At 68.8% G+C, this 24476-nt stretch carries 24 protein-coding genes, 1 tRNA gene and 1 pseudogene; 11 read left to right on the top strand and 15 right to left on the bottom strand.

Annotated features, from left to right (window positions below):
* Positions 1-10 precede the first annotated feature (10 nt).
* On the bottom strand, positions 11-412 hold the full coding sequence (locus WI697_RS13785) for a hypothetical protein (protein WP_345958854.1): 402 nt from the start codon (positions 410-412) through the stop codon (positions 11-13).
* 91 nt (positions 413-503) lie between these two features.
* Between WI697_RS13785 and WI697_RS13780 the strand changes: the two genes are divergently transcribed.
* Complete coding sequence (locus WI697_RS13780) at positions 504-1157, top strand: TetR/AcrR family transcriptional regulator (RefSeq protein WP_345958853.1); 654 nt, start codon at positions 504-506, stop codon at positions 1155-1157.
* Here WI697_RS13780 and WI697_RS13775 read toward each other — a convergent pair.
* From WI697_RS13775 to WI697_RS13765, 3 genes are read right to left on the bottom strand one after another with little or no spacing between them, the layout of a single operon-like run.
* Positions 1133-2461: a ferredoxin reductase family protein gene (locus WI697_RS13775; protein ID WP_345958852.1), complete on the bottom strand. Its 1329-nt coding sequence runs from the start codon at positions 2459-2461 to the stop codon at positions 1133-1135. The two genes, WI697_RS13780 and WI697_RS13775, sit on opposite strands and share 25 nt — an antisense overlap.
* A 60-nt stretch (positions 2462-2521) precedes the next feature.
* On the bottom strand, positions 2522-3037 hold the full coding sequence (locus WI697_RS13770; protein ID WP_345958851.1) for a MarR family winged helix-turn-helix transcriptional regulator: 516 nt from the start codon (positions 3035-3037) through the stop codon (positions 2522-2524).
* The gene (locus WI697_RS13765) at positions 3034-4818 is read right to left on the bottom strand and encodes an FUSC family protein (RefSeq protein WP_345958850.1); all 1785 of its coding nucleotides are present in this window, start codon (positions 4816-4818) and stop codon (positions 3034-3036) included. The genes WI697_RS13770 and WI697_RS13765 overlap by 4 nt, the downstream gene beginning before the upstream one ends.
* Before the next feature lie 139 nt (positions 4819-4957).
* Between WI697_RS13765 and WI697_RS13760 the strand changes: the two genes are divergently transcribed.
* Positions 4958-5752 (top strand): DUF72 domain-containing protein, encoded by a 795-nt coding sequence (locus tag WI697_RS13760; RefSeq protein ID WP_345958849.1) that lies wholly within the window; start codon positions 4958-4960, stop codon positions 5750-5752.
* Here WI697_RS13760 and WI697_RS13755 read toward each other — a convergent pair.
* From WI697_RS13755 to WI697_RS13725, 7 genes are all read right to left on the bottom strand, one after another.
* A complete protein-coding gene (locus tag WI697_RS13755) occupies positions 5749-6861 on the bottom strand; it encodes a DNA alkylation repair protein (RefSeq protein ID WP_345958848.1) in 1113 nt (370 codons plus the stop codon). The genes WI697_RS13760 and WI697_RS13755 overlap by 4 nt on opposite strands.
* A gap of 102 nt (positions 6862-6963) precedes the next feature.
* Entirely contained in the window at positions 6964-7551 is a 588-nt protein-coding gene (locus WI697_RS13750; RefSeq protein ID WP_385997655.1) for a HutD/Ves family protein, read from the bottom strand.
* Positions 7552-7599: 48 nt separating this feature from the next.
* Positions 7600-9273 (bottom strand): urocanate hydratase, encoded by a 1674-nt coding sequence (gene hutU, locus WI697_RS13745; protein ID WP_345958846.1) that lies wholly within the window; start codon positions 9271-9273, stop codon positions 7600-7602.
* Between the two features lie 74 nt (positions 9274-9347).
* Positions 9348-10910, bottom strand: coding sequence for an HAL/PAL/TAL family ammonia-lyase (locus WI697_RS13740; RefSeq protein WP_345958845.1), 1563 nt, complete (start codon positions 10908-10910; stop codon positions 9348-9350).
* On the bottom strand, positions 10903-11724 hold the full coding sequence (locus WI697_RS13735) for a quaternary amine ABC transporter ATP-binding protein (RefSeq protein ID WP_345958844.1): 822 nt from the start codon (positions 11722-11724) through the stop codon (positions 10903-10905). Before WI697_RS13735 ends, WI697_RS13740 begins: the two co-directional genes overlap by 8 nt.
* The gene (locus WI697_RS13730; RefSeq protein ID WP_345958843.1) at positions 11717-12574 is read right to left on the bottom strand and encodes an ABC transporter permease; all 858 of its coding nucleotides are present in this window, start codon (positions 12572-12574) and stop codon (positions 11717-11719) included. Before WI697_RS13730 ends, WI697_RS13735 begins: the two co-directional genes overlap by 8 nt.
* Positions 12575-12702: 128 nt before the next feature.
* Positions 12703-13692: an ABC transporter substrate-binding protein gene (locus WI697_RS13725; protein ID WP_345958942.1), complete on the bottom strand. Its 990-nt coding sequence runs from the start codon at positions 13690-13692 to the stop codon at positions 12703-12705.
* A gap of 297 nt (positions 13693-13989) precedes the next feature.
* Between WI697_RS13725 and hutC the strand changes: the two genes are divergently transcribed.
* On the top strand, positions 13990-14748 hold the full coding sequence (hutC, locus tag WI697_RS13720) for a histidine utilization repressor (protein WP_345958842.1): 759 nt from the start codon (positions 13990-13992) through the stop codon (positions 14746-14748).
* Positions 14749-14809: 61 nt separating this feature from the next.
* Here hutC and WI697_RS13715 read toward each other — a convergent pair whose 3' ends face one another.
* On the bottom strand, positions 14810-16015 hold the full coding sequence (locus tag WI697_RS13715) for a methionine gamma-lyase (protein ID WP_345958841.1): 1206 nt from the start codon (positions 16013-16015) through the stop codon (positions 14810-14812).
* 116 nt (positions 16016-16131) lie between these two features.
* Between WI697_RS13715 and WI697_RS13710 the strand changes: the two genes are divergently transcribed.
* The 3 genes from WI697_RS13710 (at position 16132) to WI697_RS13700 (ending at position 18642) form a co-directional block, all read left to right on the top strand.
* The gene (locus WI697_RS13710) at positions 16132-16590 is read left to right on the top strand and encodes an Lrp/AsnC family transcriptional regulator (RefSeq protein ID WP_345958840.1); all 459 of its coding nucleotides are present in this window, start codon (positions 16132-16134) and stop codon (positions 16588-16590) included.
* Positions 16591-16689: 99 nt separating this feature from the next.
* Entirely contained in the window at positions 16690-17622 is a 933-nt protein-coding gene (locus WI697_RS13705) for a transglutaminase family protein (RefSeq protein WP_345958839.1), read from the top strand.
* A 96-nt stretch (positions 17623-17718) separates the two neighbouring features.
* Positions 17719-18642, top strand: a complete 924-nt coding sequence (locus tag WI697_RS13700; protein WP_345958838.1) for an NAD(P)-dependent oxidoreductase — start codon at positions 17719-17721, stop codon at positions 18640-18642.
* Here WI697_RS13700 and WI697_RS13695 read toward each other — a convergent pair.
* Positions 18594-19391, bottom strand: coding sequence for an AraC family transcriptional regulator (locus WI697_RS13695; RefSeq protein ID WP_345958941.1), 798 nt, complete (start codon positions 19389-19391; stop codon positions 18594-18596). The two genes, WI697_RS13700 and WI697_RS13695, sit on opposite strands and share 49 nt — an antisense overlap.
* Before the next feature lie 119 nt (positions 19392-19510).
* Here WI697_RS13695 and WI697_RS13690 point away from each other — a divergent pair, with 119 nt between their 5' ends.
* Entirely contained in the window at positions 19511-20134 is a 624-nt protein-coding gene (locus WI697_RS13690; protein ID WP_345958837.1) for a LysE family translocator, read from the top strand.
* A 10-nt stretch (positions 20135-20144) separates the two neighbouring features.
* Here WI697_RS13690 and WI697_RS13685 read toward each other — a convergent pair whose 3' ends face one another.
* The gene (locus WI697_RS13685) at positions 20145-20690 is read right to left on the bottom strand and encodes a cysteine hydrolase family protein (RefSeq protein WP_345958836.1); all 546 of its coding nucleotides are present in this window, start codon (positions 20688-20690) and stop codon (positions 20145-20147) included.
* Between the two features lie 120 nt (positions 20691-20810).
* Here WI697_RS13685 and WI697_RS13680 point away from each other — a divergent pair, with 120 nt between their 5' ends.
* Positions 20811-21794 (top strand): GlxA family transcriptional regulator, encoded by a 984-nt coding sequence (locus tag WI697_RS13680; RefSeq protein ID WP_345958835.1) that lies wholly within the window; start codon positions 20811-20813, stop codon positions 21792-21794.
* 15 nt (positions 21795-21809) lie between these two features.
* Here the strand turns inward: WI697_RS13680 and WI697_RS13675 are convergent.
* Positions 21810-21894, bottom strand: a tRNA-Leu gene (locus WI697_RS13675).
* A gap of 415 nt (positions 21895-22309) precedes the next feature.
* On the opposite strand from WI697_RS13675, the gene rplU reads away from it, so the two are divergent.
* From rplU to obgE, 3 genes and pseudogenes are all read left to right on the top strand, one after another.
* Entirely contained in the window at positions 22310-22618 is a 309-nt protein-coding gene (rplU, locus tag WI697_RS13670; RefSeq protein WP_345958834.1) for a 50S ribosomal protein L21, read from the top strand.
* A 114-nt stretch (positions 22619-22732) separates the two neighbouring features.
* Positions 22733-22993 carry a 50S ribosomal protein L27 gene (rpmA, locus tag WI697_RS13665; protein WP_014746481.1) on the top strand — a complete coding sequence of 87 codons (261 nt, stop codon included), beginning with the start codon at positions 22733-22735 and terminating at the stop codon, positions 22991-22993.
* A gap of 206 nt (positions 22994-23199) precedes the next feature.
* A pseudogene (gene obgE / locus WI697_RS13660) lies at positions 23200-24213 on the top strand (GTPase ObgE); the annotation flags it as partial.
* Between the last annotated feature and the right edge of the window lie 263 nt (positions 24214-24476).

Raw genomic sequence — 24476 nt, 5'->3', positions numbered from 1 at the left:
ATCGTCGGCATCAATGACGGGGCGTGACCGACGGATCGTCGGTCCAGGCACTGCTGCCGTCGCGGGGGGTGAAGAACAGGATGTCGAGGGCGGGCGTGTGCAGGACCGCGCCGTGGGTCATGGCCCTGGGCACACAGAGGACGTCGCCGGGCCCGACCTCCAGCTGCATGTCTTCCCCACCCGTGCTGATGGTGCCCGTGCTGATGGTAAAAGTGGCGCGGCCGGCCAGGATCACCAGGATTTCGTCGCCGCCGTCATGGCGTTCCCAGAAGCCCTTCACGCTGCCTGCATCGATCCGGATCACCCCGGCCATCACCGGCCCGTCGGCCAGATGATGATCGAGCAGGCGAAAATCGCCGCCCGGCACCAGTGTCGCGAGTTCCTGGGCAATCGAGAACACGGCCGGCTTCATCGGAACACCTCGTTCATCGGGGGGCTTGATCGGTCGCTTTCAGAATACGAAGATTCCTTCGGTTTCTGAATTCGCATCCGGAGCCCCGCCGATGCCGCCTGTCCCCCCCGCCACAAGCCCGCGGAAACGGCCGGTTCAGGCCCGATCGCGCGCCACCGTTGAGACGATCCTGGACGGCGCCGCTCACATTCTGATCCGCGACGGCTTCGACCGTGCCACCACCACCCGCATCGCCGAGGCGGCAGGCGTGGGCATCGGCTCGCTCTATCAGTATTTCCCGTCCAAGGAAGCGGTGGTCGCGGCGCTGATCGACCGCCACGCCGCAGCCCTGACCCGGGTATTCGACGACCTGGCGCCGCGACTTGCCGGCAGGCCGCCGGCCGAGGCGGTGGCGATGATCGTCGCGGCCGCGACCGATGCCCACCGCCTGCACCCGGCCCTGCACCGGGTGCTGAACGAACAGGTGCCGCGGATCGGCGACATGGCCCGGATCAGGGACGTCTCGGCGGCGATCACCAGCCATGTCGCCCGCTGGATCGCCACCCTGCCCCTGGCCCCCGGTCGGGACCCCGCCATTCTTGCCGTGCTGGTGGAGCGGAGCATCGAGGCCGTCGTCCACGGCGCCCTCGCCGACGGGCATGACCGCCTGCCCCGGGCGCTGCATGACGAACTGGTCACCATGCTCGCCCGGCATCTGGCGCCGGAGACACCCCGCCAGGATCAGCGCATTTCGAAGGCTTCCTGATGGAAGCGGCCGCGGGCAAGACCGAGACGGGCAAGCCCGCGACGGAGGCTGCGGCCGAACCCGGCCGGGCCGCAGAACCAGATCGAGGCCTCGCGCCAGCCCGGCACCAGCCCCGCCAGACGGCCGGCATCAAGCCGGCCGTCGCGACCGCTCGCCAGGACATGCAGCCGCACCCCGGCCGCCGTCGCCAGCGCCTGAAGTCGGGCGACGAAATCCGGCGCCGGCGCCGCCGCGCAATAGACCAGATCGACCGGCCGCCGCTCGGGTGCTGCCGCCAGCGCCTCCAGCCGTGCAAGGAAGGGCGTGATGCCGATACCGCCGGCCACCCAGAGCTGGGCCGGCTGGTGATCGATGAAGTCGAAGCGGCCATAGGGCCCTTCGACGGTCACCGGATCGCCCTGCGTCAGCCGGGCCGGCAGGGCCCGGGTATGATCCCCCAGCGCCTTGACATGGAAGCGCAGCCGCCCGTCGCCCTGCCAGGCGGAGGAAATGGTGAAGGGATGCGGGCCTTCGGCGGCATCGAAGGTGACGAAGGCGAACTGCCCCGCCCGATGCCCCGGCCAGCTGCCCGAGAGGGCCAGATCGACCTCCAGCACATGGGTGGCCGGATCATGGGCCAGGCGGGAGACCCGGCCGGCCACGCGCCGGCGGATCCCGATCCGGCCGAACAGGGCCAGAAGGGCCGAGACGGTGCCGGCCGCCAGCAGCAGGGCCACCACGATGCCGACCGGCTGGGCCCACTGATCGAAGGTGAACAGCACCGCGGCATGGAAGACCAGCACCAGATAGGCCAGGGCCAGCAGCCGGTGGACCTGAAAGACCCGGCGATAGGGGAAGCGCCGGATCAGCGCAAGCAGGATAAGTGCCGCCGCCGCATAGAAGGCCCATTCGCCGACGCTTTCCGCAAAGCCGCGCCAGCTGCGCAGGGTGGCTTCCAGGGTGCCCGGCTCGACCGGCACCCGGTTGCGCGCCGGCCGGTCGAGCAGCCCCCAGCCCACCGCCCATTTCGGCGCCTGGGCCCACAGCCAATGGATGACGGCCGCGACCAGCGCCGTGATGCCCAGCCATTTGTGCAGCCGATAGCCCTTGTCGAGCCCGCCGAGCAGGCCTTCAAGGCGCACCGGCCGCATCGCCAGCACCAGGGCCAGGCTCATCGCACCGATCGCCAGAATGCCGGTGCCCTGCATCATCGCCGGGCGGATGGCGAAAATCTCTGCGGGCGCCTGGAAGATCTGCCCGGTGGCGAGCCAGAGGCCGGGCAGGACGACAAGGAAGGCAATCAGCAACCGCTTGGGCGCGGACATGGGACGGGTACTCCATCAGGCGACGTCATCACCCCTTTTTACGCCGCCTGACTGGGAAACCTACGGGGCACGCATGCGACCCGGTGCCGCATCGCGGAGATTGGCCTCCACCTGCGCCATGACCTTGAGCGTGACCGCGAGATCGGCATCGGCAACGCCCCGGAAGATGCTCTCGCGCAGCGTGGTGAGGTCGCCGCCGAGCCGTTCCGCCAGCTCCCGCCCGGCCGGGGTCAGGCGGACGAGCCGGGCCCGGCGGTCGTCGCTATCCTCCACCCGCTCGACATGGCCGTCGGCGACCAGCTGGTCGATCACCCGGACCAGGGTCGGGCCCTCCAGGTTCATCACCTCGGCCAGCCGGCCCTGACGGGTGCCGTCGCCCAGCCGCGCCAGATAGCGAAGCGGCAAGGCCCTGGCCTCGGACAGGCCGTGACCGTGCAGCGCCTGATCCAGCAGCCGGCGATAGAGCCGGGCAATCAGCACCAGATGCATGCCGAAGCGCTCCATGCGGCCCGGGCGGCCGAGGGTGGCGTCGTCGGTGGCGGTGCCGTCGTCAGTGGTTCGGGCCTCGTCCGTCATGCCACTCCCTTCCCGACCGGCCCCAGGATCCTGCCGCCCGCCTTCAACGCCGCGGCCGCCAGCAGAAGCGACCGGCCGAGATCGGGATCCGCAGCCGCCGCGGACAGGGCCTCCAGCTCACGCGCGGTGCCTGCCGGATCCTGGGCGAAGCCCGCCAGCGCCGCAAGCCCCGGCCGGCCTTCGGGGTGGGCGGCCAGCAACGCCACCGCACGGGCCAGCACCAGGACGGCGAGCGGCCGCCCGGGCAAGGCCGCCATGCCGCCGGCCCGGCCCAGATGCAGCATCAGCCGCAGAATGCCGCGGGTGCTCCGTGCCGCATGGCGGGCAGCCGCCGCTTCGGTCGCAGGGCCGGTGATCAGCCGGCGCAGATCGTCGCGCAGCAGGGCCGCAACCCGCGCCGCCTGACCCTCGGGCCGGCGCGGCAGGGCGATGCAGGTCCCCGCCACCAGCGCCGCCCCCAGGATCAGGGCGGCGGAGCCCGCCAGGATCTCGGACGCCCCGGCCGCCGGCATGCCGGCCTGAGAGGCGAGCAGAAAGCACATATTGGCATCCAGCGCCGGCAGGGCGGTGCGGGTCGAGGCGCGCCCAAGCCCGCCGATCAGGAAGATCGGCGCCATGGTCAGGATCAGCATGGCCGTGCCGTCCAGATACGGCTGAACCAGGAAGCGATAGCCGGTCGCGAGCGCGACGCCGGTGACCACCCCCAGGAACATCGGCGGCGCCACCTTCTGCGGCAGCGGCATCGATCCCAGCACCATCGAAAAGATGCAGACCCCAAGCGCCGCAAGCTCTGCCGCCGGCCAACCGGTGGCGAGACCCGCGGCACCGGCAAGGAAGCCGGCGCCACCCGCGACCGCCCCCATGCGCCAGGCGCCCCGCCAGTCGCGATCGGCGCCGAGCATGGGCAGGTCGGATGTGGGCAGGGCCCTGTCGGGCAGCGCCCCCGCCAGCCGCCGGCGGGCCACCTCGAGCCGGATCTCGGCCGCATCGGGATGCCTGTCGTCACCCCCGCCAAGGCGCCGGCTTTCGGCCGCCGCCATCACGTCGAGACAGGCGAAGATCAGCGCATCGACATGGCGGCGCCGGCGATAGCCCTCTGCCGAGCCCGCCGTCACCGGCGCCGTCATGGCATCGAGCCGGGCCATGCGTGCGAGCAGGCGATGTTCCGCCGCAGCCAGCTCGGTCTCGGCCACATCCTTACGGCAGAGACCGGAGAAATCCCGCACGGCCCCCACCAGACGGTCGAGACCGTCGAGGAAATCCGCACGGCGCGCGGGCGGCGTGAAGAGGCCGGTCACCAGGGTCACCACCACCACGCCGATCAGCGTGCATTCCACCCGCGCCATGGCGAGCGCGATCGACTGATCCGGCGCAAAGAGCGATGGCAGCACCACCACGGCCGCGGTCATGCCAGCCATCAGCGGTGCATAGGACGCCGTGCCGCGGATCAGCCGCGTGGCACCGGCGCCGGCAGCCATCCAGACCCCGAGAGCGACCAGCGTCGGCAGGGGATCCCCCGCAAACGTGACCGCCGCCAGCCCGAAGCCCGCCCCCATCAGGGTGCCGAGGATGCGAAAGATGCCGCGCTCGATCAGCAGGCCGCGCGCGGACTGGGCGACCACCCAGACCGGCATCGCCGCCCAATAGGCGTTCTGAACATGCAGCAGGGCCGCGATCGAGAAGGCGATCAGGGCGGCGGCGGCAAGGCGCACCGCCTGGAAGAGCCCGGCCCGATCGAGCCCGAGCCGCGCCGGCCAGCCTTCAACGGCGAGAGACATCATACCGACCCCCGATGATGAGCATGGGAGTCAGATTATCATTAGGTAGGTGAGCTATCTTTATGCACTTTGCGCAGAGGACACATGCGGGCGATGATGGACGCCGCACCCGGGCCTTCCCTCCCCCAACCTGGTGGACCTTATGACCGGCACCATCCGTATCGGCATCGGCGGCTGGACCTTCGAGCCCTGGCGCGGCCGCTTCTATCCCGACGGGCTGCCCCATAAGCGCGAGCTGGAATATGCCGCCGGCCGGCTCAGTTCGATCGAGGTCAACGGCACCTATTACGGCACGCAAAAGCCCGAGACCTTCGCCCGCTGGCGTGAGGAGACGCCCGAGGATTTCGTCTTCGCCCTCAAGGGGCCGCGTTTCACCACCAATCGTCGGGTGCTGGCGGAGGCCGGGGCGTCCGTGGAACGTTTTCTTGAAGGTGCGGTGGCGCTCGGCCCCAAACTGGGCCCGATCAACTGGCAGTTCATGCCTACCAAGGCCTTCCTGCCCGAGGATTTCGAAGCCTTCCTCGACCTGCTGCCGCCGGAGCGCAACGGCCTGCGCCTCCGCCATGCGGTGGAGCTTCGCCATCAGAGCTTCGCGGTTCCGGAGCTGATCACCCTGGCCCGGACCCGCGGTGTGGCGATCGTGATCGCAGGCGATTCGGAGCATCCGCAGATCGCCGATCCCACCGCCGACTTCGCCTGTCTTCGGATCATGGGCACGCATGAGGACGCGGAGACCGGCTATACGCCGGAGGAGCTTGACCTCTGGGCCACCCGCGCCCGTGCCATCGCCGCCGGGAACACGCCCGAGGGCCTGACGATGGTGGGGCAACCGCCTGCGACGCCCACGCCACGCGACGTCTTCCTCTATGTCATCTCGGGCTACAAACCCGCCAATCCGGCAGCCGCCATGGCATTGATCGAGCGGCTGAGCCGCTAGCTTCCAAGGTCGAAGCCGGTCACCGCCAGCACCGCGCCATTGACCAGCAGCTCCACCGCATGATGGCCCGGATGATGGCGGCGGGTGGAAAAGTCGCGGATCACCTGGGAGCGGGAGAGTTGCAGCCGCTCGCCCGGGCCGAGATCGACGGTGCGAAGCTTGAAGACCTTGCGGGAAATGCCGGTCGGGCGGACATAGCCGATGGCATAGTCGATCACCAGTCGTTGCGGTACCGCCGCGGTGGAGACCAGATCGACGGCAAGGGTGATGCGATCGCCCGGGCGGATCCTGGCCGGGGTGATCGCCGCCGCCTCTACCCGCAGCTCTGCGGGCCGGTCGGCACCGACCAGCGCCAGCGCCCGCGCATCGCCGGCCTTGATCCGGCTGCGCAGGCCGTGGCGGATGATCCAGGCGATATGCGGATGATCCCGGTCCCAGCCGGCAAGCCGATCCAGCAGCCAGTCGGGATGGTCCTTCGAGACGTCGTTCAGGTGGTTGGCGACCGAGCGGCGGACATAGATCGCGGGGTCGGTCTTCAGCCGGTCGAGGATCGGCCAGGTCAGCGCCGGATCGGCGATCACCGCCTCAAGCCGGAAGGACCAGGGCAGGCGCGGCCTGGCCCCCTCGCTCGCCAGGCGGCGGACATGTTCGGATGCATCGGCGGTCCAGCCGGTCATCACCCCCAGCACATGGGCCGGGTCGCGGCGGATGAATGGGCGGATGCCGAATTCCGACGAGCCGAACCGGGTGAAGAAGGCGAGCGCATCCAGCGCCCGATCCGTGTCGTCGGAGGCAAACCGGGCCACCCAGTCGGGCAGGATCAGGGTCGCGAAGCCCGATCCCATGCGCGGCGCCAGGTCGCGCAGCACATCGAGCGCCCGCTCAACCGGCAGGTCGAGTGCCGCATGGATCGCCCCGCTGACCTGACCGAGCCGGGCCATCAGGGCCAGATCGTCGAGGTCACGCAGCGCCGCCTCAAGAAAGCGCGCACGATCGAAGGCGGGCGAGAGATCGGCCAGATGACCGGCGATCGCCTCGATCCGGGCACGGTCGAAGATGTCTTTGAGGGCCGGCTCTTTGAGATCAGGTCGGGCGGCGGTGTCGGTCATGGCATCCGGGTGCGGTTCGGTGGTGCTGGAACCGGCATCCTGCCATGGGAGGTGACAGAAACCTGTCAGGAGGTTTCACCTGCGCCGGGCAAACCCCGCATCTCAGGCCAGCATGCGCTCGCGGATCCGGCAGACCATCAGCAGACCCTCGCCATCGACCCCGCCGGCCTCGGCCAGGCCGCGGCGGTCGATCAGCAGGGCGTCGAGCGGTGCAAGATCGACCGTTTCGCCCCGGATCTGCACGCCGACCTGGCCGCTGACGCACAGCAGCAGCACGACCTCGGACACCACGGCCAGATCGACGGGGCCGGCGACCCGCATCCGCTCCATTTCGTGGACGAACCCCGCCCGCCGGGTCATCAGGTTGAGATCGGTGATCGGCCCGTGGATCAGCCGGGCGGTGGTGGGCTGATCGGCGGGAAAGGCGAAGGGCTCGGCAGCGGGGTCCAGGCTGCAGCTGCCGACCCCTGCCACCGACAACTCCATCCCCGCGCCGCGGATCACCGCAAGCGACCGGTCGATGCCGGGGAAGACGGAGAACGGGCCGTCGGTGGCGACGGTCGCCATGCTCAACCGCCAATCGAAGCCGTCGAGCCCGGCATCGGCGGGCGAGATCGCGATTTCCACGGTCTCGCCGCCGCCGTTCTTCCAGGGCATGCGCCGATGTCCGGCCGCAGGCAGCAGACGCATCGGGGCCATGACCGTTCCTCCGTCTTGCCCGGCCGCCGGCGGCCGGTCTCAGTTCCCCAGGATCGCGGGCAGACGCAGCCCCTGTTCGCGGGCGCAGTCGAGCGCGATGTCATAGCCGGCATCGGCATGGCGCATCACGCCGGTCGCAGGGTCGTTCCACAGAACCCGCTCCACCCGGCGCGCAGCATCCTCGGTGCCGTCACAGACGACGACCATACCCGAATGCTGCGAAAAGCCCATACCCACGCCGCCGCCATGATGGAGGCTGACCCAGGTGGCGCCGCTCGCGCAGTTGAGCAGGGCGTTCAGCAGCGGCCAGTCCGACACCGCATCCGAGCCGTCCTTCATCGCCTCGGTCTCGCGGTTGGGGCTGGCAACCGACCCCGAATCCAGATGGTCGCGGCCGATCACCACCGGTGCCTTCAACTCGCCCTTCGCGACCATCTCGTTGAAGGCGAGACCAAGGCGGTGACGATCGCCCAGGCCGACCCAGCAGATCCGCGCCGGCAGGCCCTGGAAGGAGATCCGGTCCCGCGCCATGTCCAGCCAGCGGTGGAGATGGGTGTTGTCGGGCAGCAGTTCCTTCACCTTGGCATCGGTCTTGTAGATGTCTTCCGGATCCCCGGAGAGCGCTGCCCAGCGGAACGGGCCGACGCCGCGGCAGAAGAGCGGGCGGATATAGGCCGGCACGAAGCCGGGGAAGGCGAAGGCGTTTTCCAGCCCCTCATCCTTCGCGACCTGGCGGATGTTGTTGCCATAGTCGAGGGTCGGCACGCCCTGGTTCCAGAAGTCGAGCATCGCCTGGACATGGACCTTCATCGAAGCCCGTGCCGCCGCTTCCACCGCCTTGGGATCGCTTTCCCGCTTCGCCCGCCATTCGGCGATGTTCCAGCCGATCGGCAGATAGCCGTTGATCGGATCATGGGCCGAGGTCTGGTCGGTGACGATATCGGGGCGGACGCCGCGGCAGACCAGTTCGGGCAGAATCTCGGCGGCATTGCCGAGCAGACCGACCGATTTCGCCTCGCCGGCCTCGGTCCAGACCCGGATCATCTCCAGCGCCTCGTCGAGGGATTCCGTCTTCGCATCCAGATAGCGGGTGCGGAGGCGGAAATCGATCGAGTCGGGGTTGCACTCCACCGCCAGGCAGCAGGCGCCGGCCATCACCGCCGCCAGCGGCTGGGCACCACCCATGCCGCCGAGCCCGCCGGTCAGGATCCAGCGGCCCTTCAGATTGCCGTCATAATGCTGGCGGCCGGCTTCGACGAAGGTCTCGTAGGTGCCCTGAACGATGCCCTGGGTGCCGATATAGATCCAGGATCCGGCGGTCATCTGGCCGTACATGGCCAGGCCCTTGCGGTCCAGTTCGTTGAAATGGTCCCAGGTCGCCCAATGCGGCACCAGGTTGGAATTGGCGATCAGCACCCGGGGCGCATCTTTGTGGGTGCGGAACACGCCCACCGGCTTGCCCGACTGAACCAGCAGGGTCTCGTCATCCGAAAGCGTGCGCAGCGTGGTCGCGATCCGGTCGAAATCTTCCCAGGTGCGGGCGGCGCGGCCGATGCCGCCATAGACCACCAGCTCGTTGGGGTTCTCGGCGACGTCCGGATCGAGGTTGTTCATCAGCATGCGGAGCGGGGCCTCGGTCAGCCAGCTCCGGGCGCTGATCTCAGGTCCGCGCGGCGCCCTGATCTCGCGGATGTTGTGGCGCGGATTGCTCATCGGATGTGCTCCTCGGGCGAAGTGTAGGCCGGGTCGGTCTGGGGGCGGCAGGGGCTGAAAGGCGGACATCGCCGTCAGGGACGGGTGGTCCTGAGGATGGTATGCAGGGCGGCGAAATCGCCGTTGAGCGGCCGGTCGTCGGCATAGGGGGCCACGCGGGCCCGGATGCGGCGATAGAGCGCATCGGTGCGCGGCGCCCGGGCGAGGGCCGGGGGTTGCAGATCATAGGCCTGGGCGGCGGCCAGCAGCTCGATCGCCAGGATGCGCTCAAGATTGTCGAGCACCGCCAGCGCCTTGCCCGCGGCCGGGGTGGCGTGGGTCAGGATGTCTTCCTGAAGCGCCGAGGTGATGCCGCCATCCAGGCTGGCCGGGGCGGCGAGCCGCCGGCATTCGGCAGCCAGCGCCGCGGCGGTGTATTGGGCGATCATGAAGCCCGAACACACCCCGCTGTCGCCGGCCAGAAAGGCCGGCAGCCGGCTGACCAGCGGGTTGACCAGCCGGTCGACCCGGCGTTCCGAAATCGCGGCAAGCTCTGCCGCCGCCACCGCCAGCCCGTCCATGGCCAGACCGAGCGCCGCCCCGACCGCATGGGCCTGGGAATGCACCTCGGGGGCCTCGGGCGTGCCCGACACCGCCGGATTGTCGGTGACGCTGGCCAGCTCCCGATCGACCACCACCGCCAGCTGCTCCACCTGGTCGCGCACCGCGCCATGGATCTGGGGCACGGCGCGCAGGCTGAGCGGATCCTGCGTGCGGCTGCCGGCGGCGGCGGCCAGCAGCTCGCTGCCGGCAAGCCAGGCATCGAGCCTGGCGCCGACGGTCTGCAGCCCCGGAGAGGTGCGCAGGGCCAGCGGCGCCGGGGCGAAGGCCCCCGCCTGGGCGCCCAGATTCTCGTAGGCGAGCGTCGCCGCGGCATCCGCCCAGTCCATCGCCCGGTCCATACGGGCCAGCGCCAGACAGGCGAGGCCGGTGGCACAGGGCGTGCCGTTGACCAGGCTCAGGCCTTCCTTGGCTTCCAGCACCAGCGGTTCCAGCCCGACAGCGGCCAGGGCCTCGCGTCCGGTCAGCAGTTCCATCCCCTTGCGGGCCGTGCCGTGGCCGATCAGCACCAGACCGATCTGGGCCGCATGGGTGAGATAGCCGACCGAGCCGCGCGCGGGGATCACCGGCAGGATATTGGCATTCAGCAGCGCCAGCAGTGCCGCGACCGTCTGCGGCCGCACGCCCGAATAGCCATGGGCAAAATTGGCGATCTGGGCAGCCATGATCGCACGGGTCTCCGCCTCGGGCAGCGGCTCCCCCACGCCGCAGGCATGGCTGAACAGGATGTTGCGCGACAGGCTCTGCTGGGCGGAGCGGTCGATGATCACGTCGCAGAGCGCACCGACGCCGGTATTGATGCCATAGCCGCGGATGCCGCGGTCGACCAGGGCATCGACCACCCGGCGCGCCGCCTCGATCCGTGCCCAGGCGGCAGGCGACAGCTCCAGCCCGGCCCCTTCGGCAATGGAGGCGAGGTCGCGCCAGCCGAGGACGCGGTCGAGGATGATGCGGTTCGCCTGCACGAGCGCCTCCGCGGTCACGTCCCCCGAAAGAAAGCCGTCCGGCGCCGCCGGATCCTGCATGGGATCAGTCATGGCCACCTCCGGTCCGACGCTGGACGAAACGGGCGACATAGTCGTTGGCGGGGTTGGTCAGGATCTCGTCGGGGCTGCCGACCTGGACCAGGCGGCCATCCTTCAGGATCGCGATCTCAGAACCTATGCGCAGCGCCTCGTCCAGATCGTGAGTGATGAAGACGATGGTCTTGGCGAGGTTCTGCTGCAGCTGAAGCAGCTGGTCCTGCATGTCGGTGCGGATCAGCGGATCAAGCGCCGAGAAGGCCTCGTCCATCAGGATCACGTCGGTATCGGCGGCCAGGGCCCGGGCAAGGCCGACGCGCTGCTTCATGCCGCCCGACAGCTGGTGAGGATACTTGTCTTCATAGCCGGACAGGCCGACCGCCTCGATCCACTGCATGCCGATCGGCCGGGCCTCGGCGCGCGACAGGCCGCGCACCCGCTGGCCGTAGACGACGTTCTGCAGCACGGTGCGATGCGGCATCAGCCCGAAGCTCTGGAACACCATGCTGACCCGATGGGTGCGGAAATCCCTGAGCGCCTTCGCTCCCAGATCCAGGATGTTGCGGCCGTCGAAACGAACCTCGCCGGCGGTGGGCTCGATCAGCCGGTTGATGTGCCGGACCAGCGTCGACTTGCCCGAACCCGACAGCCCCATGATCACGAAGATCCGGCCGGCGCCGATGGTCAGGCTGACATCGTCCAGGCCGACGCTGCAGCCGGTGCGGGCCAGCACCTCGGCCTTGTCGAGACCCTCCTTCGCAAGCCGGAGCGCGGTTCCGGTGTCGCGGCCGAAGATCTTGTAGACATTGCGGATCTCGATCTCAGCCATGACGGGCATCCTCGTTGCGCGGCCGGCCGAAGCCCTGGGTGATGCGGTCGAGCACGATGGCCAGGATGACGATGCCGAGCCCCGCTTCCAGCCCCTTGCCGACATCGAGCGTCTGGATGCCGTTCAGCACCTGCTCGCCAAGGCCGCGGGCGCCGATCATGGAGGCGACCACCACCATCGACAGGGCCATCATGATCGTCTGGTTGAGACCGGCCATGATGGTCGGGGTTGCGAGCGGCAGTTCCACCCCGAACAGGATCTGGCGCGGACTGCCGCCGAAGGCCTGGGCGGCCTCGATCACCTCGCGGTCGACCTGACGGATGCCGAGATCGGTGAGCCGGATCAGCGGCGGCACGGCGTAGATGATGGTCGCCAGCACCGCCGGCACCTTGCCCAGGCCGAAGAGCATGATCGCCGGGATCAGATAGACGAAGCTCGGCATGGTCTGCATCACGTCGAGCACCGGCAGGGTGATGCCGCGCATGATCCGGCTTTTGGCGACCCAGATCCCGACGGGGATGCCGATGACCACCGAGACGAGTGTCGCCATCAGCATCAGGGCGAGCGTCTGCATGGTCAGGTCCCAGAGCCCGAGCACGCCCACGACCAGCAGCATCACGGCGATCATCACGGTCGGCGCAATCCGGCGGGTCGCCTGCCAGGCAAGCCCCGTGAACACCAGAAACACCACCCACCAGGGCAGGCCGCGCAGGATCTGCTCGATGACCAGGATGCCCTGGAGGATGACGTTCGACACGGCCTTGAACACGAAGCCGTAATCGACCACCAGCATGCGGACGAAGTCGTTGATCGGCCCGCGAATGGAAATGTGGAGGGACTCGGGGAACATGGGCTGGCTTCCTTGCCGCGGGTGAAGCGGAGGATGGCACGGTCCACCACCGGGCGGGGGCCGGCGGTGGACCGTGCGGGAGGCAGGGATGGAGACCGGGGCGGGAGGTCGGGACGGGGCTCAGCCCGTCACTTCACCGCCGCCTCGATCTTCGCCCGGACCTCGGCCGGAACCCAGCCGCCCCAGACATCGCCCTTGGTCGCCAGGAAGCGTTTCGCGGCAGCCTGGGCATCGGCCTTTTCGTCGACCATATAGGCCAGGCTGGCATTCACCTCGGCCAGCGGGAAGGTCGCCTTCTCCAGCATCTCGACGATCTCGGGCGCCGCCTTGGCGAAATCGGCGTTCAGGCCATAGGCAACCTCGACCGCCGGGAAGGCGCAGCCGCGGTCACGCTTGCCGGTGGCGCTGGTCAGCTCCGTCCAGCAGGCCTCGTCATAGGCCGGTTCCTTCAGCTGGACCAGATCGTACTTGCCCATGATCGCGGTCGGCGTCCAGTAGTAGAACAGGATCGGCTCGCCGCGCAGATAGGCGGCCGAGATCGCCGCATCCAGCGCGGTGCCGGTGCCCGGGCGGAAGTTCACATAATCGTCGGTAAGCTTGTAGGCTTCGAGCTTGGCCGTGTTGACACCCTCGCAGGTCCAGCCCGAGGGGCAGTTCAGGAAACGGCCCTTCGACGGCTCCTCCGGGTCGGTGAACAGCTTCACGATCGCCGGATCCTTGAGCTGCTCCACCGTCTCCAGCTTGGGCGCGGCAGGGGCGATGCCGCGGGTGGTGTCGCCCTTGATCATATAGGCCGGGACAAACCAGCCCTCGCTGGCGCCGACGAAGGTCTTGCCGACCGAGACCACCTGGCCGGCGGCGGCGGCATTGTTCCAGACGTCGCTGCGGCCGATCCATTCCTCGGCGAAGATCTGGACGTCGTTATTGGCGGTCGCCTGCTCCAGCGTCACAGAGTTGCCGGGGATCGCGTCAACCGCGCAGTCATAGCCTTCGGACAGGATGGTCTTCATCACCTCGGTGATGAAGGCGCCGCTTTCCCAGTCGATGCCGGCAAAGGTGACGGTCTTGCCGTCCCCGCAATACGAGGCCTGGGCGCTGCCGGTGGAGACCGCGAACACGGCGGCCGTGGTGGCGAGCGCGAGCTTGAGCGTGGTGAAGGTGAAATTCGACACCGTGCGTTCCCTTTTTTATCGCTTGGCGTACCCGGTCAGGATCTTCGGTCGTCGCCTCCTCACCGGACCGCACGGGCAGGGGCCGCCGGGCCGGGGGTGCGCTTTGGCCTGAGCCCCCCCTCAGTTCCCCGGGGCGCCACAGGCAAGTTGTATATGCAAGATGACCCATTTCCCGAAGGGACGCAATCCTGTATGGTCGAAAAACATGCAACTTGCCGCATGCACACCATACAGGCAGCCCCCATGACCCAGATCGGCATCCAGATCGAGGCGACCCGGCCGGCGCCGGCCGGCGAAGACGGGCTGCGCGACTTGCCGCTTTACGAGCAGCTAAAGGCCCGTATCAAGTCACGCATCGCCAGCGGCGACTGGCCGGCCAATCACCGGGTACCGTCGGAGAACGAGCTGGTCGAGGAGATGGGGGTGAGCCGCATGACCGCGCATCGCGCCCTGAGAGAGCTGGCGGCCGAAGGCGTGATCCTGCGCGTTCAGGGCAAGGGATCCTTCGTCGCCCCCGCCAAGCGCAGCGCCCCCTTCCTGGGCGTGCGCAACATCGCCGACGAGATCGCCGAACGCGGCGCCGCCCATACGGTTTCCATCACCCTGAGCCAGAAAGAAAATTGCGGGCCGGAGCTTGCCGACGCGCTGGAGGTCGCGATGGGATCGGAAGTCTTCCACACCGTCATCGTCCATCGCGAGGACGAGGTGCCGATCCAGATCGAGGACCGGTTCGTCAACCCGGCGGTGGCGCCCGACTATCTGGCCCAGGATTTCAGCAGTATCACGCCCAACGCCTACCTTACGGCACTCGCCCCCATCACCCGCACCGAACAGTCGGTTGAAGCGATCCTGCCCAAGGCCTGGGAATGCCGGCTGCTCGCGATTGCCCGCGCCGAGCCCTGCCTGATGGTCCGCCGCCGGACCTGGTCGGGGCCGCGGGTGGTGACGGCGGTGCGCCTGCTCTACCCCGGCACACGCTACCGGCTGGAGAGCAGCTACTGACGACGCGACGGGCGATCCCGTCGGAATCGCCCGCTTGCCTATACAACTTTCGACGAGATGTTCAGGCACTGCGCCGGTGCAGAACCGGCCGCGGCAGGGCCTGCTCAAGATCCTCCAGCAGATCCGCCGGATCCTCCAACCCGACCGACAGCCGGATCAGCCCGTCGGAAATGCCATAGGCGGCCCGCTCCTCGGGCGTATAGGTCGAGTGGGTCATTGAGGCGGGGTGCTGGATCAGGCTTTCGGCATCGCCCAGCGACACGGCCCGGCCGATCAGCCCCAGCCGGTTCATGGTCTCGCGGCCGGCCACGAGGCCGCCGGTCAGCTCGAAGGCGATCATGCCGCCCGGCAGCGCCATCTGGCGCCGGGCCAGATCATGCTGCGGGAAATCTTCCAGCCCCGGATACCAGACCGACGCCACGGCCGGATGGGCGTTCAGCATCCGCGCCACCGCAAGCGCACTCGCCGAATGGCGCTCCATGCGCAGCGCCAGGGTCTTGAGCCCGCGCAGGATCAGCATGGCGTTGAACGGCGCCATCACCGCGCCGGTCATGTCCTTCAGCCCCTCCAGCCGGATCCGGCCGACGGTTTCGGCATCACCGACCACCAGCCCTGCCACCAGATCACCATGTCCCCCCAGATATTTGGTCGCCGAATGCACCACCAGATCGGCACCGAGCTCGATCGGCCGGGTGAGACGGGGCGTGGCATAGGTGTTGTCGACCACGGTCACGGCGCCCGCGGCACGGGCGATCTCCGACACCCGACCGATGTCGACCAGCCGCATGTTCGGATTGGCCGGGGTTTCGAAATACACCACCCGGGTGCGTGGGCCGATGGCGGCGGCAAGGTTTTCGGGGTCGGTGAGATCGACATGGGTGATGGTGACCCCGAAGCGCGCCAGACCATGGCGCATAAAGGCGAAGGTACAGCCATAAAGCGTGCGGTCGACGATCACCTCGTCCCCCGGCGAAACCAGGGTCCAGAGCGTGGCGGTGATCGCCCCCATACCCGACGCCAGTGCCAGCCCCGCCTCCGCCCCTTCCAGATCGGCCATCCGGCGCTCCAGCAGGTCGAGGGTGGGGTTGGAGATGCGGGAATAGACATGGCCGGGGCGGGTGCCGGCAAACATCTCGCCACCCGCCTCGGCGGTCTCGAACACGAAGGTTGAGGTAAGATGAAGCGGCGGGGTCAGCGCACCGTCATTGGCAGCCGGATCGTAGCCTGAATGGATGGCGCGGGTCGAAAAACTGCGCGATGTGGTCATGGGGGCGTCTCCCTCTGTATCTCGGGGCATGATGCGCCGCCTCGCCTGGCATTTGATTGCCATTTTCACCCTGAATCGGCAGTCTTCGGGTCAGATATGCCAGGAAAGGAATGGCCATGGACGACAAGGACCGCCAGATCGTCCGCATCCTCCAGACCGAGGGCCGGATCACCAATCTGGAACTGGCGGACCGTGTGGCGCTTTCACCCTCACCCTGCCTGCGCCGGGTACGGGCGCTGGAAGAGGCGGGTGTCATCCGGGGCTACGGCGCCCGGGTCGATGCCAAAGCCTTCGGACTGGGCCTCACCGCCTTCGTCCATATCCGCCTGGACCGGCACAACCGAGCCGTGGTGGACGGTTTCGAACGCCGGATCGGCGTGATCGACGAGGTGGTGGAATGCCATCTGGTCACCGGCAAATCCGACTATCTGCTGCGGGTGATGGTGGCCGACCTCGCGGCTTATGAGGATTTCGTCCGCAACCGCCTGCACGATATCGAGGGCATAACGTCGATCGAATCGATCTTCGTCTACAGCTCGGTCAAGGATGCCGGCGCCTGGCCCGATCCGGGGTGACGCCGGCCTTCGGCCAAGATGCCGGCTATCCGGGCCGGATCCCTGCGGTAAGGTGCTTGCGAGACATCGACCCGCCTGAAGACGCGAGGAGCAGAATTCATGGCAGAGGGAACCGACCGTCGAGAGGGCGCCGCCGCGGGCGCCGACCAAAGGGTCAGGATCACCCACATCACGTCGTATCGTTACGATCGCGCCGTCATACTGGGCCCCCACAGGCTGATGCTGCGACCACGGGAAAGCCGGGAGCACAGGCTGCTTGCCTTCGATCTCGACATCTCACCGGCGGCCCGGGTCGACTGGTCACATGATGTGGCGGGCAACGCCATCGCATCCGCCCTGTTCGAAAGCCCATCCGACACGCTGACGATCCATGCCCAGGCCGTCGTCGGGCTCAGCGCGCCGGCCTGGCCCGTCTTCCCGATCGCAGCCTCGGCGATCCGCTATCCGTTCTTCTATTCTGCGGATGACTGGACCGATCTCGGCGCACTCGCCCTGCCCCAATATGCCGACGCAACGGGGCGGCTGTCCGATTGGGTCGAAGGCTTCGTGATGAGCAGGCCGACCGACACCCTCTCGTTGCTGAAGGACCTCAGCAACGGCGTTGCGGCGCAGATTGCCTATGAAAGCCGCGAAACCGAAGGGACACAGGGGCCGCTCGAAACCCTGGACCGGGGGTGGGGATCCTGCCGCGACTTTGCCGTGCTGTTCACCGAGGCGGCCAGAACGCTCGGCTTTGGGGCGCGGCTCGTCTCGGGCTATCTCTACAACCCGGCCGGCGACCAGCTGGGATCGACGGCGGCGGGATCGACACATGCATGGGCCGAAGTCTTCGTGCCCGGCGCCGGCTGGATCCCGTTCGACCCGACCAACCGGGCGGTGGGCTCGGCCAATCTGATCCCGGTTGCGGTGGCGCGCAACATCCAGCAGATCCTGCCCATCGCCGGAAGCTTCGCCGGCGCGGATGTCGACCGACCGGTCATGGATGTCGTCGTGAAAGTCGAAGATCTGCAGACGGCCGCCCCGGGCAGGTGATGTCACAACCATTCAAGACGTCGGTTCACACCTCCCCTAGCCTCGTGGCGACTGGCGGCCGCGCATGATGGCCGCCCCCCGGATCGGGAGGACGACATGACCGAAACCGTCGGATTTATCGGGCTCGGCGTGATGGGCCAGCCCATGGCGCTCAACCTGGCACGTGCCGGCACACCACTGGTGGTATGGAACCGCACGCGGGAGAAATGCGACGCCCTGGCCGCCGCCGGCGCCGAAGTCGCGGCAAGCCCGGACGAAGTCTTCCGCCGCGCCGAGGTCGTCATCCTGATGATGATCGACGAGGCCTCGACCGATCTGGTGCTGGGCCGCAGCGTCGCGCGTTTCCGGGCCAATGTCGCAGGCCATCTGATCGTCAACATGGGCACGCTGCCCGCCGGATATTCCTGCGCGCTCGCGGCTGAAATCCGCACCGCCGGCGGGCGCTATGTCGAAGCGCCGGTCTCCGGCTCCCGCGCGCCGGCCGAGGCCGGGCAGCTGGTCGCCATGCTGGCCGGTGCCCCTGAAGACGTCGCCCGGGTCGAACCGCTGCTGGCACCGATGTGCCGCCAGACCGTGGCCTGCGGCGCCGTGCCCCAGGCGCTGCAGATGAAGCTGGCGGTCAACCTGTTCCTGATCACCATGGTCACCGGGCTGACCGAAGCCTTCCATTTCGCCGAGGGCCATGGGCTCGATCTCGACCGCTTCGTCGAGGTGCTGGATGCAGGCCCGATGGCGAGTGCCGTGTCGCGGATGAAGCTCGCCAAACTGCGGGCCGGCGATTACAGCGTCCAGGCCTCGATCCCGGACGTGTTCAAGAATGCCCGGCTGGTGGCGGAAGCGGCGCGGGCGGCAGAGATCGCCTCGCCCGTCCTTGATGTCTGTCACGGCCTGTTCGGCGAGACGCTCGCCGCCGGCCATGACAGCCTCGACATGGCGGCGGTGGTGAAGGCGATCCAGGCCCGGACGGCGGCTCAACGCGCCGCAACCGCCCCCGCCCAGCGGGCCGGGGTGAGGCCGTAGCCGCGCTTGAAGGCGCGGCTCATATGGCTCTGATCGGCGAAGCCCGCGTCCAGCGCCGCTTCCGACAGAGCAAGGCCCCGCTGCATCGCCGCCCGTGCAAGGTCCAGCTGGCGCATGGTGCGATAACGGCTGGGGCTGGTGCCGAAGGCGCGCCGGAACTGGCGGGCCAGCGTCCAGCGATCCAGGCCCGAAACGGCTTCCAGAGCGGCGGCGGCATGGCGGGTTGCCGGGTCGTCGGCGATCAGCCGGCGCACCTGCTCCAGCGCTTCGACCGGCAGCCGGCCGCCTGTGCCCCTCGGCGACGCCGACCGATCCAGCCGGCCCAGCATGTCCGCCAGCCCGGTGACGAGTTCGACGCTCTCCAGATCGCCCAGCGGCACATCCAGATCGACCAGCCCCTGCCGCAGCACCGGATCGATCGCCGCCGCCGTGACCACCGGGTCGGCGACGAAAGGCAGCGGCCGGCCGTCCAGGGCCGCCAGGATCAGCGCCGGATCGACATAGACGATCCGATAGCCGAAGCCGTCCGGCGTGCCGGCGGCGCCGTCGTGAAGCTCGTCGGGGTGAAGCACATGCATCTGCCCGGCCAGGCAGGCCCGGCGGGTGCCACGATAGCGGAAGCTCTGCACGCCATGAGTGGTGATGCCGATCGCATAAGTGTCGTGGCGATGGGGCGCGAAAGCCCGACCGTCGAAGGCCGCGGCCAGACGCTCCAGGCCAGGCGCGCCCGCACCCAGGCGCAGCCGGATCCCGCCCTCGGCGGCGGGGGCCGTTTCAAGCCCCGGCAGCGGGGCAGTCGGGCTGGCAGATAGGTCAGTCATACTGCCATACTATCCCCGTCTTCGCTCAGCGTACAGGAGCCGGCGCGATGGCCGATCTCTCCAGCATCACCCTGCCCGGGCCTGCCGCCCTGCCCGAGCTTGCAGGTTTCGCCGCCGCAAGCCTCGCGATCACCTTCAGCCCGGGCCCCAGCACCATCGCCATGACGGCAACCGGCAGTGCCTTCGGCCTGGCCCGCGCCCTGCCCTATGCCCTGGGCAGTGCGCTCGGGACGATCTCGGTCATGGCGGCAGTCGCCGCCGGCCTCGCCTCGCTGCTGCTGGCGGAGCCGGCAGTGGCGACCATCCTGCTGATCATATCGGCCGGCTATATCCTGTACCTGGCCCTGCGCATCGCCACCGCCCCGCCTCCGGGCCTGCCCCAGGCCGGCAGCCGCCCGCCGGGACCGGCCGGCGGGGTGGTGCTGGCCGTCACCAACCCCAAAGCCTGGCTCGCTTTCGCCGCCCTCTTCGCCGGCACCGGTACCACGCCCGGCGAAATCGGGCCGCGGATCCTGATCCTGACAGCCTCGATCATCGCCAGCCATGTCGTCTGGCTGCTGCTCGGCGCCGGCTTCGCCCGTCTGCTCCGCCGGCCGCGGGTGTCGCGGACGGTCAATCTGGTGCTGGCGGTGCTGCTGGTGGGATCGATGGTGGTGGCGGTCAGGGGGTGAGGCCGGGGGGTCAGCCTGCCAGCTCGCCGGTCGCCACGACATTGGCATAGGCAAAGCCCAGCGCCGCCATGAAGGCCGCATGGACCTGGGCAGCCGGGACGATCACGCCGCCGAACTCCTGGTCGCGGGTGGCGCAGGCGTCATGGGCGACGGTGACCTCGAAGCCCAGATCGCGGGCGGCGCGGGCACCGGCATCGATGCACATATGGCTCATGGCGCCGGCGATCACCACGTGGTCCACGGCCATCTCGCGCAGCAGCGCGTCCAGCCCGGTCTCGCGGAAGGCGTTGGGAAAGTGCTTCAGCACCACCGGCTCACCCTCCGCCGGAGTGACACTCTCGTGGATGCGGGCGCCATCGGATCCGGCGACGAAGAAGGGGGCGCCCTCGCGGGTGAATTCGTGGCGGACATGCACCACCGGCTCCCCCGCCGCGCGGAAGGCGGCGATCAGCCGGGCGACATTGGCCGCTGCGGCCTCGATGCCGACCAGCGGCCAGCTGCCACCGGGGAAATAGTCGTTCTGGACGTCGATCACGACGAGGGCGCGCTTGCCCATGACGGCTGCCTCCTGACCCTTGATCCGCCCCGGACCATCCGGACGGTGATGGACAGGCTAGCCGCAGCCGGGCAGGCTTGGGATCGGCGGAACCGACATTCAGAGGGGCGAAACCGACAAATGACCGACACGCTGCCGGAGCCGGTCGAGATCGGCCTGCTGCTCTACCCGGACGTCCAGGAGGCCGCGATCCACGGGCTGAGCGACCTGATCCTGATCGCCGACCGGCTGCGGGCCGAAGACGAGGCCACGGGTCCGGCGCTCCGCCTCAGCCATTGGCGGGCGGACGAGACGGGAGAGGTGCGGCGGGTGTTCGACAGCCATCCGGGCCGGCCCGGCCGGCCGGCGGCCTTGATCCTGCCGCCCAGCCTGGCGCCGCCGATCTCGCCCGAAGCCGCCGCACCGCTGGCCCGCTGGCTGACCGCCCGCCATGGTGACGGCGCCGTGCTGTGCTCGGTCTGTGCCGGCGCCTTCCTGCTGGCCGAAACCGGGCTGCTCGACAGCCGCCCGGCCACCACCCACTGGAATTATCACGACCGCTTCGCCAGCCGCTTCCCCGCCATCCGGGTCGATACCGCCCGGCTGCTGATCGACGACGGCGACCTGATGACCGCGGGCGGGGTGATGTCGTGGACCGATCTGGGCCTGGCCCTGATCGCCCGCCTGCTGGGGCCGGCATTGATGGTGCGCACCGCCCGCTTCCTGCTGATCGACCCGCCCGGCCGCGAACAGCGCGCCTACAGCCTGTTCGTGCCGCGGCTCGACCATGGCGATGCGGCGATCCTGAAGGTCCAGCACTGGCTGCAGGCAACGGGGGCACGCGAGGTGCGGCTGCCCGATCTGGCGGCGCGGGCGGGGCTGGAGGAACGCACCTTCCTGCGCCGCTTCCGCAAGGCCACGGGCCTGCGGCCGGTGGAATACTGCCAGCATCTGCGCATCGCCCGCGCCCGCGAGCGGCTGGAACGGAGCGCAGAGACCGTCGACCGGATCGCCTGGGAAGCCGGTTACGAAGATCCGGCATCTTTCCGCAAGCTGTTCCAGCGGATCACCGGGCTGACGCCGGCGGCGTATCGGGAGAGGTTCGGAGCGGGCGCCGGGCGCTGATGGCGAAGCCGGACATGGTGCGAGAGGGGGGACTCGAACCCCCATACCTTTCGGTGGTCGATTTTGAGTCGACTGCGTCTACCGATTCCGCCACTCTCGCGTGCCGGTGCAGCTCGTGCCGCATGAGCATAGCCAAGTGCTGCGGCAATGCAACAGATCCCGAAGATCCGTCGCCTCGACGTGCCAACGGAAGTTGCAGGGCGGTTCCGGCAGGTCGGTTATCTGCCCGTCGCTGTTGACAAAGGACGCGCGACACATATAGTCGCGGGGTCCCGGGCAGCGGCGGCGATCTCACAGTCGGCGCCGACCCGGTCGCTTTCGTCCGCAACCCAAGGCGGGACACCCGATGATCGCAGACGGCAGGTCACTGCCCAAGCGATGTGGGGAGACCGGTCGGCGGGTGACCCGCGGGTGTAACCACTCCAACTGTTCCGCGCCGCGAGCCGGCCGGGCGGACCGCCTGACGGCGGACCACCGGATGGGCGGCGTGATGACGACTATCGGGAAGATCGATCATGTTCGCGGTCATCAAGACGGGCGGCAAGCAGTACAAGGTCGCGGAGAACGACGTCATCGCCGTGGAGACGCTGGGCGTCGAGCCGGGCGCGACGGTCGAGTTCGAGCCGCTGATGGTCGGCACCGCCGATGGCGTGAAGATCGGCGCCCCGGTCGTTGCCGGCGCCAAGGTCACGGCCGAGGTCGTCGACCTGGTCCGCACCCGTCGGGTGCTGATCTTCAAGAAGACCCGGCGCAAGGGCTATCGTCGCCTGAACGGTCATCGTCAGAGCCTGACGAAGATCCGCGTCACCTCGATTTCGGCCTGATCCCGTCACCGCGGCATGAATGTCCGCGACGGGTCCCAGACCTGACAGCTCTCCCAGCAACTTTCCCCGTTCGCGGCAATCCGGCCCCGGACGGGCATCACGGAGGTTTCCGAGATGGCTCATAAAAAGGCAGGCGGCAGCTCCCGCAACGGTCGCGACAGTGCCGGCCGGCGCCTCGGCGTCAAGAAGTTCGGCGGCGAAGCCGTGATTGCCGGCAACATCCTCATCCGTCAGCGCGGCACCAAGTGGTACCCCGGCCGCAATGTCGGCATGGGCCGCGACCACACCCTGTTCGCCCTGACCGACGGCACCGTGACCTTCAGCCGCGGCCGCGACGACCGGACCATCATTCACGTCGAGCCGGCGCAGGCCTGATCCAGGCCGGCCGCCCGACGCGAGACATGCCGGATCTGATGCGTGCCACTGCCTGAAGGCATGGCTGGTCGTCGGTTCCGGAAATGCGACACGAGGGGGATGGCTCGGCCATCCCCCTTGTTTGCGTTCCCGCCCATCCTCATTTTGCAGGCGAACGGCGATCCCAGCGACGATCGGGACCGTCCGCCCTTCGAAAGTCGCCCCCGGTGAAGTTCCTCGACCAGGCCAAGATCTACGTGCGCGGCGGCGACGGCGGCAATGGCTGCGTCAGTTTCCGGCGAGAGAAGTACATCGAGTTCGGCGGCCCGGACGGGGGCGACGGCGGTGATGGCGGCCGCGTGATCGCGGTGGCGGTCGAAAACCTCAACACACTGATCGATTTCCGCTACCAGCAGCACTTCAAGGCCGGCCGCGGTGTCCACGGCATGGGCCGCAACCGCCACGGCGCCCGCGGCACCGATGTCGAAATCCATCTGCCGGTCGGCACCCAGATCTGGGACGAGCATGGCGAGCGGATGCTGATCGACCTGACCGAGCCGGGCATGCGGGTGCTGATCTGCGACGGCGGCAGCGGCGGCTTCGGCAATGCCCGATTCAAATCCTCGATCACCCAGGCCCCGCGCCGGGCCAATCCCGGCACCGAGGGTACCGAGCGCTGGCTGTGGCTGCGGCTGAAGGTCATCGCCGATGCCGGGCTGGTCGGGCTGCCCAATGCCGGCAAGTCGACCTTTCTGGCCGGCGTCACGGCGGCACGCCCCAAGATCGCCGATTATCCCTTCACCACGCTGCATCCCAATCTGGGCGTGGTCCGGACCGGCGACGAGGAATTCGTGCTGGCCGACATTCCCGGGCTGATCGAAGGCGCCCATGAAGGACACGGGCTCGGCGACCGCTTCCTGCGCCATGTCGAGCGCTGCGGCGCGCTGCTCCACCTGCTCGACGTCACCGCCGAGGATCCGGTGAAGGATTACCGGATCGTGCGCGGCGAGCTGGAAGCCTTCGGCCACGGCATCACCGACAAGCCTGAAATCGTGGCGCTGAGCAAGATCGACGCGGTCGACGACGATACCCTGGCGCTGGTGAAGGACTATGTCGAGGAAGAGCTCGGCCGGCCGGTGCTGGCGCTCTCCGGCGTGTCGCGCCGGGGCGTGACCGAGGCGCTGCACGCCCTTCTCCCCCATGTCCATGCGGTGCGCGAGGCCGAACGCGAGGCGCGGGAACGCCAGCGCCGCGAGTTCGGCGTGATCGAGGATCCCGTCGACGCCTCGGCCCAGAAGCGCGCGCCCCTGCTGCGCCTGCCGCCGCCGGAAGACGCCCCGGCCGAAGGCCGTGCCCGTGCCGGCAGCTCGGATCTCTTCGACGAATACGAAGACCTGGTCGACGGCCTGGAAGCCGATCGCCTGGTCGTCACCGCCTCGGACGACGAGGACTGGGACGATTGGGATGACGAGGACGAGAGCGACGGGGACGAGAGCGACGGGGA

The organism is Tistrella mobilis (assembly GCF_039634785.1).
GTDB lineage: Bacteria > Pseudomonadota > Alphaproteobacteria > Tistrellales > Tistrellaceae > Tistrella > Tistrella mobilis.
The sequence above is the reverse complement of the archived record's forward strand: the minus strand, read 5'-3'. Positions and strand labels throughout refer to the sequence as shown.

Bases quoted from the DNA above. Each gene is read 5' to 3' on its own strand.
- WI697_RS13755 (WP_345958848.1), bottom strand. From the start codon at position 6,861: ATGACCGACACCGCCGCCCGACCTGATCTCAAAGAGCCGGCCCTCAAA.
- WI697_RS13760 (WP_345958849.1), top strand. From the start codon at position 4,958: ATGACCGGCACCATCCGTATCGGCATCGGCGGCTGGACCTTCGAGCCC.
- WI697_RS13690 (WP_345958837.1), top strand. From the start codon at position 19,511: ATGGCCGATCTCTCCAGCATCACCCTGCCCGGGCCTGCCGCCCTGCCC.
- rplU (WP_345958834.1), top strand. From the start codon at position 22,310: ATGTTCGCGGTCATCAAGACGGGCGGCAAGCAGTACAAGGTCGCGGAG.
- WI697_RS13740 (WP_345958845.1), bottom strand. From the start codon at position 10,910: ATGACTGATCCCATGCAGGATCCGGCGGCGCCGGACGGCTTTCTTTCG.
- WI697_RS13730 (WP_345958843.1), bottom strand. From the start codon at position 12,574: ATGTTCCCCGAGTCCCTCCACATTTCCATTCGCGGGCCGATCAACGAC.
- WI697_RS13680 (WP_345958835.1), top strand. From the start codon at position 20,811: ATGACCGACACGCTGCCGGAGCCGGTCGAGATCGGCCTGCTGCTCTAC.
- WI697_RS13685 (WP_345958836.1), bottom strand. From the start codon at position 20,690: ATGGGCAAGCGCGCCCTCGTCGTGATCGACGTCCAGAACGACTATTTC.
- hutC (WP_345958842.1), top strand. From the start codon at position 13,990: ATGACCCAGATCGGCATCCAGATCGAGGCGACCCGGCCGGCGCCGGCC.
- WI697_RS13780 (WP_345958853.1), top strand. From the start codon at position 504: ATGCCGCCTGTCCCCCCCGCCACAAGCCCGCGGAAACGGCCGGTTCAG.
- WI697_RS13785 (WP_345958854.1), bottom strand. From the start codon at position 412: ATGAAGCCGGCCGTGTTCTCGATTGCCCAGGAACTCGCGACACTGGTG.
- WI697_RS13705 (WP_345958839.1), top strand. From the start codon at position 16,690: ATGGCAGAGGGAACCGACCGTCGAGAGGGCGCCGCCGCGGGCGCCGAC.
- hutU (WP_345958846.1), bottom strand. From the start codon at position 9,273: ATGAGCAATCCGCGCCACAACATCCGCGAGATCAGGGCGCCGCGCGGA.
- WI697_RS13750 (WP_385997655.1), bottom strand. From the start codon at position 7,551: ATGCGTCTGCTGCCTGCGGCCGGACATCGGCGCATGCCCTGGAAGAAC.
- WI697_RS13765 (WP_345958850.1), bottom strand. From the start codon at position 4,818: ATGATGTCTCTCGCCGTTGAAGGCTGGCCGGCGCGGCTCGGGCTCGAT.
- WI697_RS13715 (WP_345958841.1), bottom strand. From the start codon at position 16,015: ATGACCACATCGCGCAGTTTTTCGACCCGCGCCATCCATTCAGGCTAC.
- rpmA (WP_014746481.1), top strand. From the start codon at position 22,733: ATGGCTCATAAAAAGGCAGGCGGCAGCTCCCGCAACGGTCGCGACAGT.
- WI697_RS13770 (WP_345958851.1), bottom strand. From the start codon at position 3,037: ATGACGGACGAGGCCCGAACCACTGACGACGGCACCGCCACCGACGAC.
- WI697_RS13710 (WP_345958840.1), top strand. From the start codon at position 16,132: ATGGACGACAAGGACCGCCAGATCGTCCGCATCCTCCAGACCGAGGGC.
- WI697_RS13735 (WP_345958844.1), bottom strand. From the start codon at position 11,724: ATGGCTGAGATCGAGATCCGCAATGTCTACAAGATCTTCGGCCGCGAC.
- WI697_RS13700 (WP_345958838.1), top strand. From the start codon at position 17,719: ATGACCGAAACCGTCGGATTTATCGGGCTCGGCGTGATGGGCCAGCCC.
- WI697_RS13775 (WP_345958852.1), bottom strand. From the start codon at position 2,461: ATGTCCGCGCCCAAGCGGTTGCTGATTGCCTTCCTTGTCGTCCTGCCC.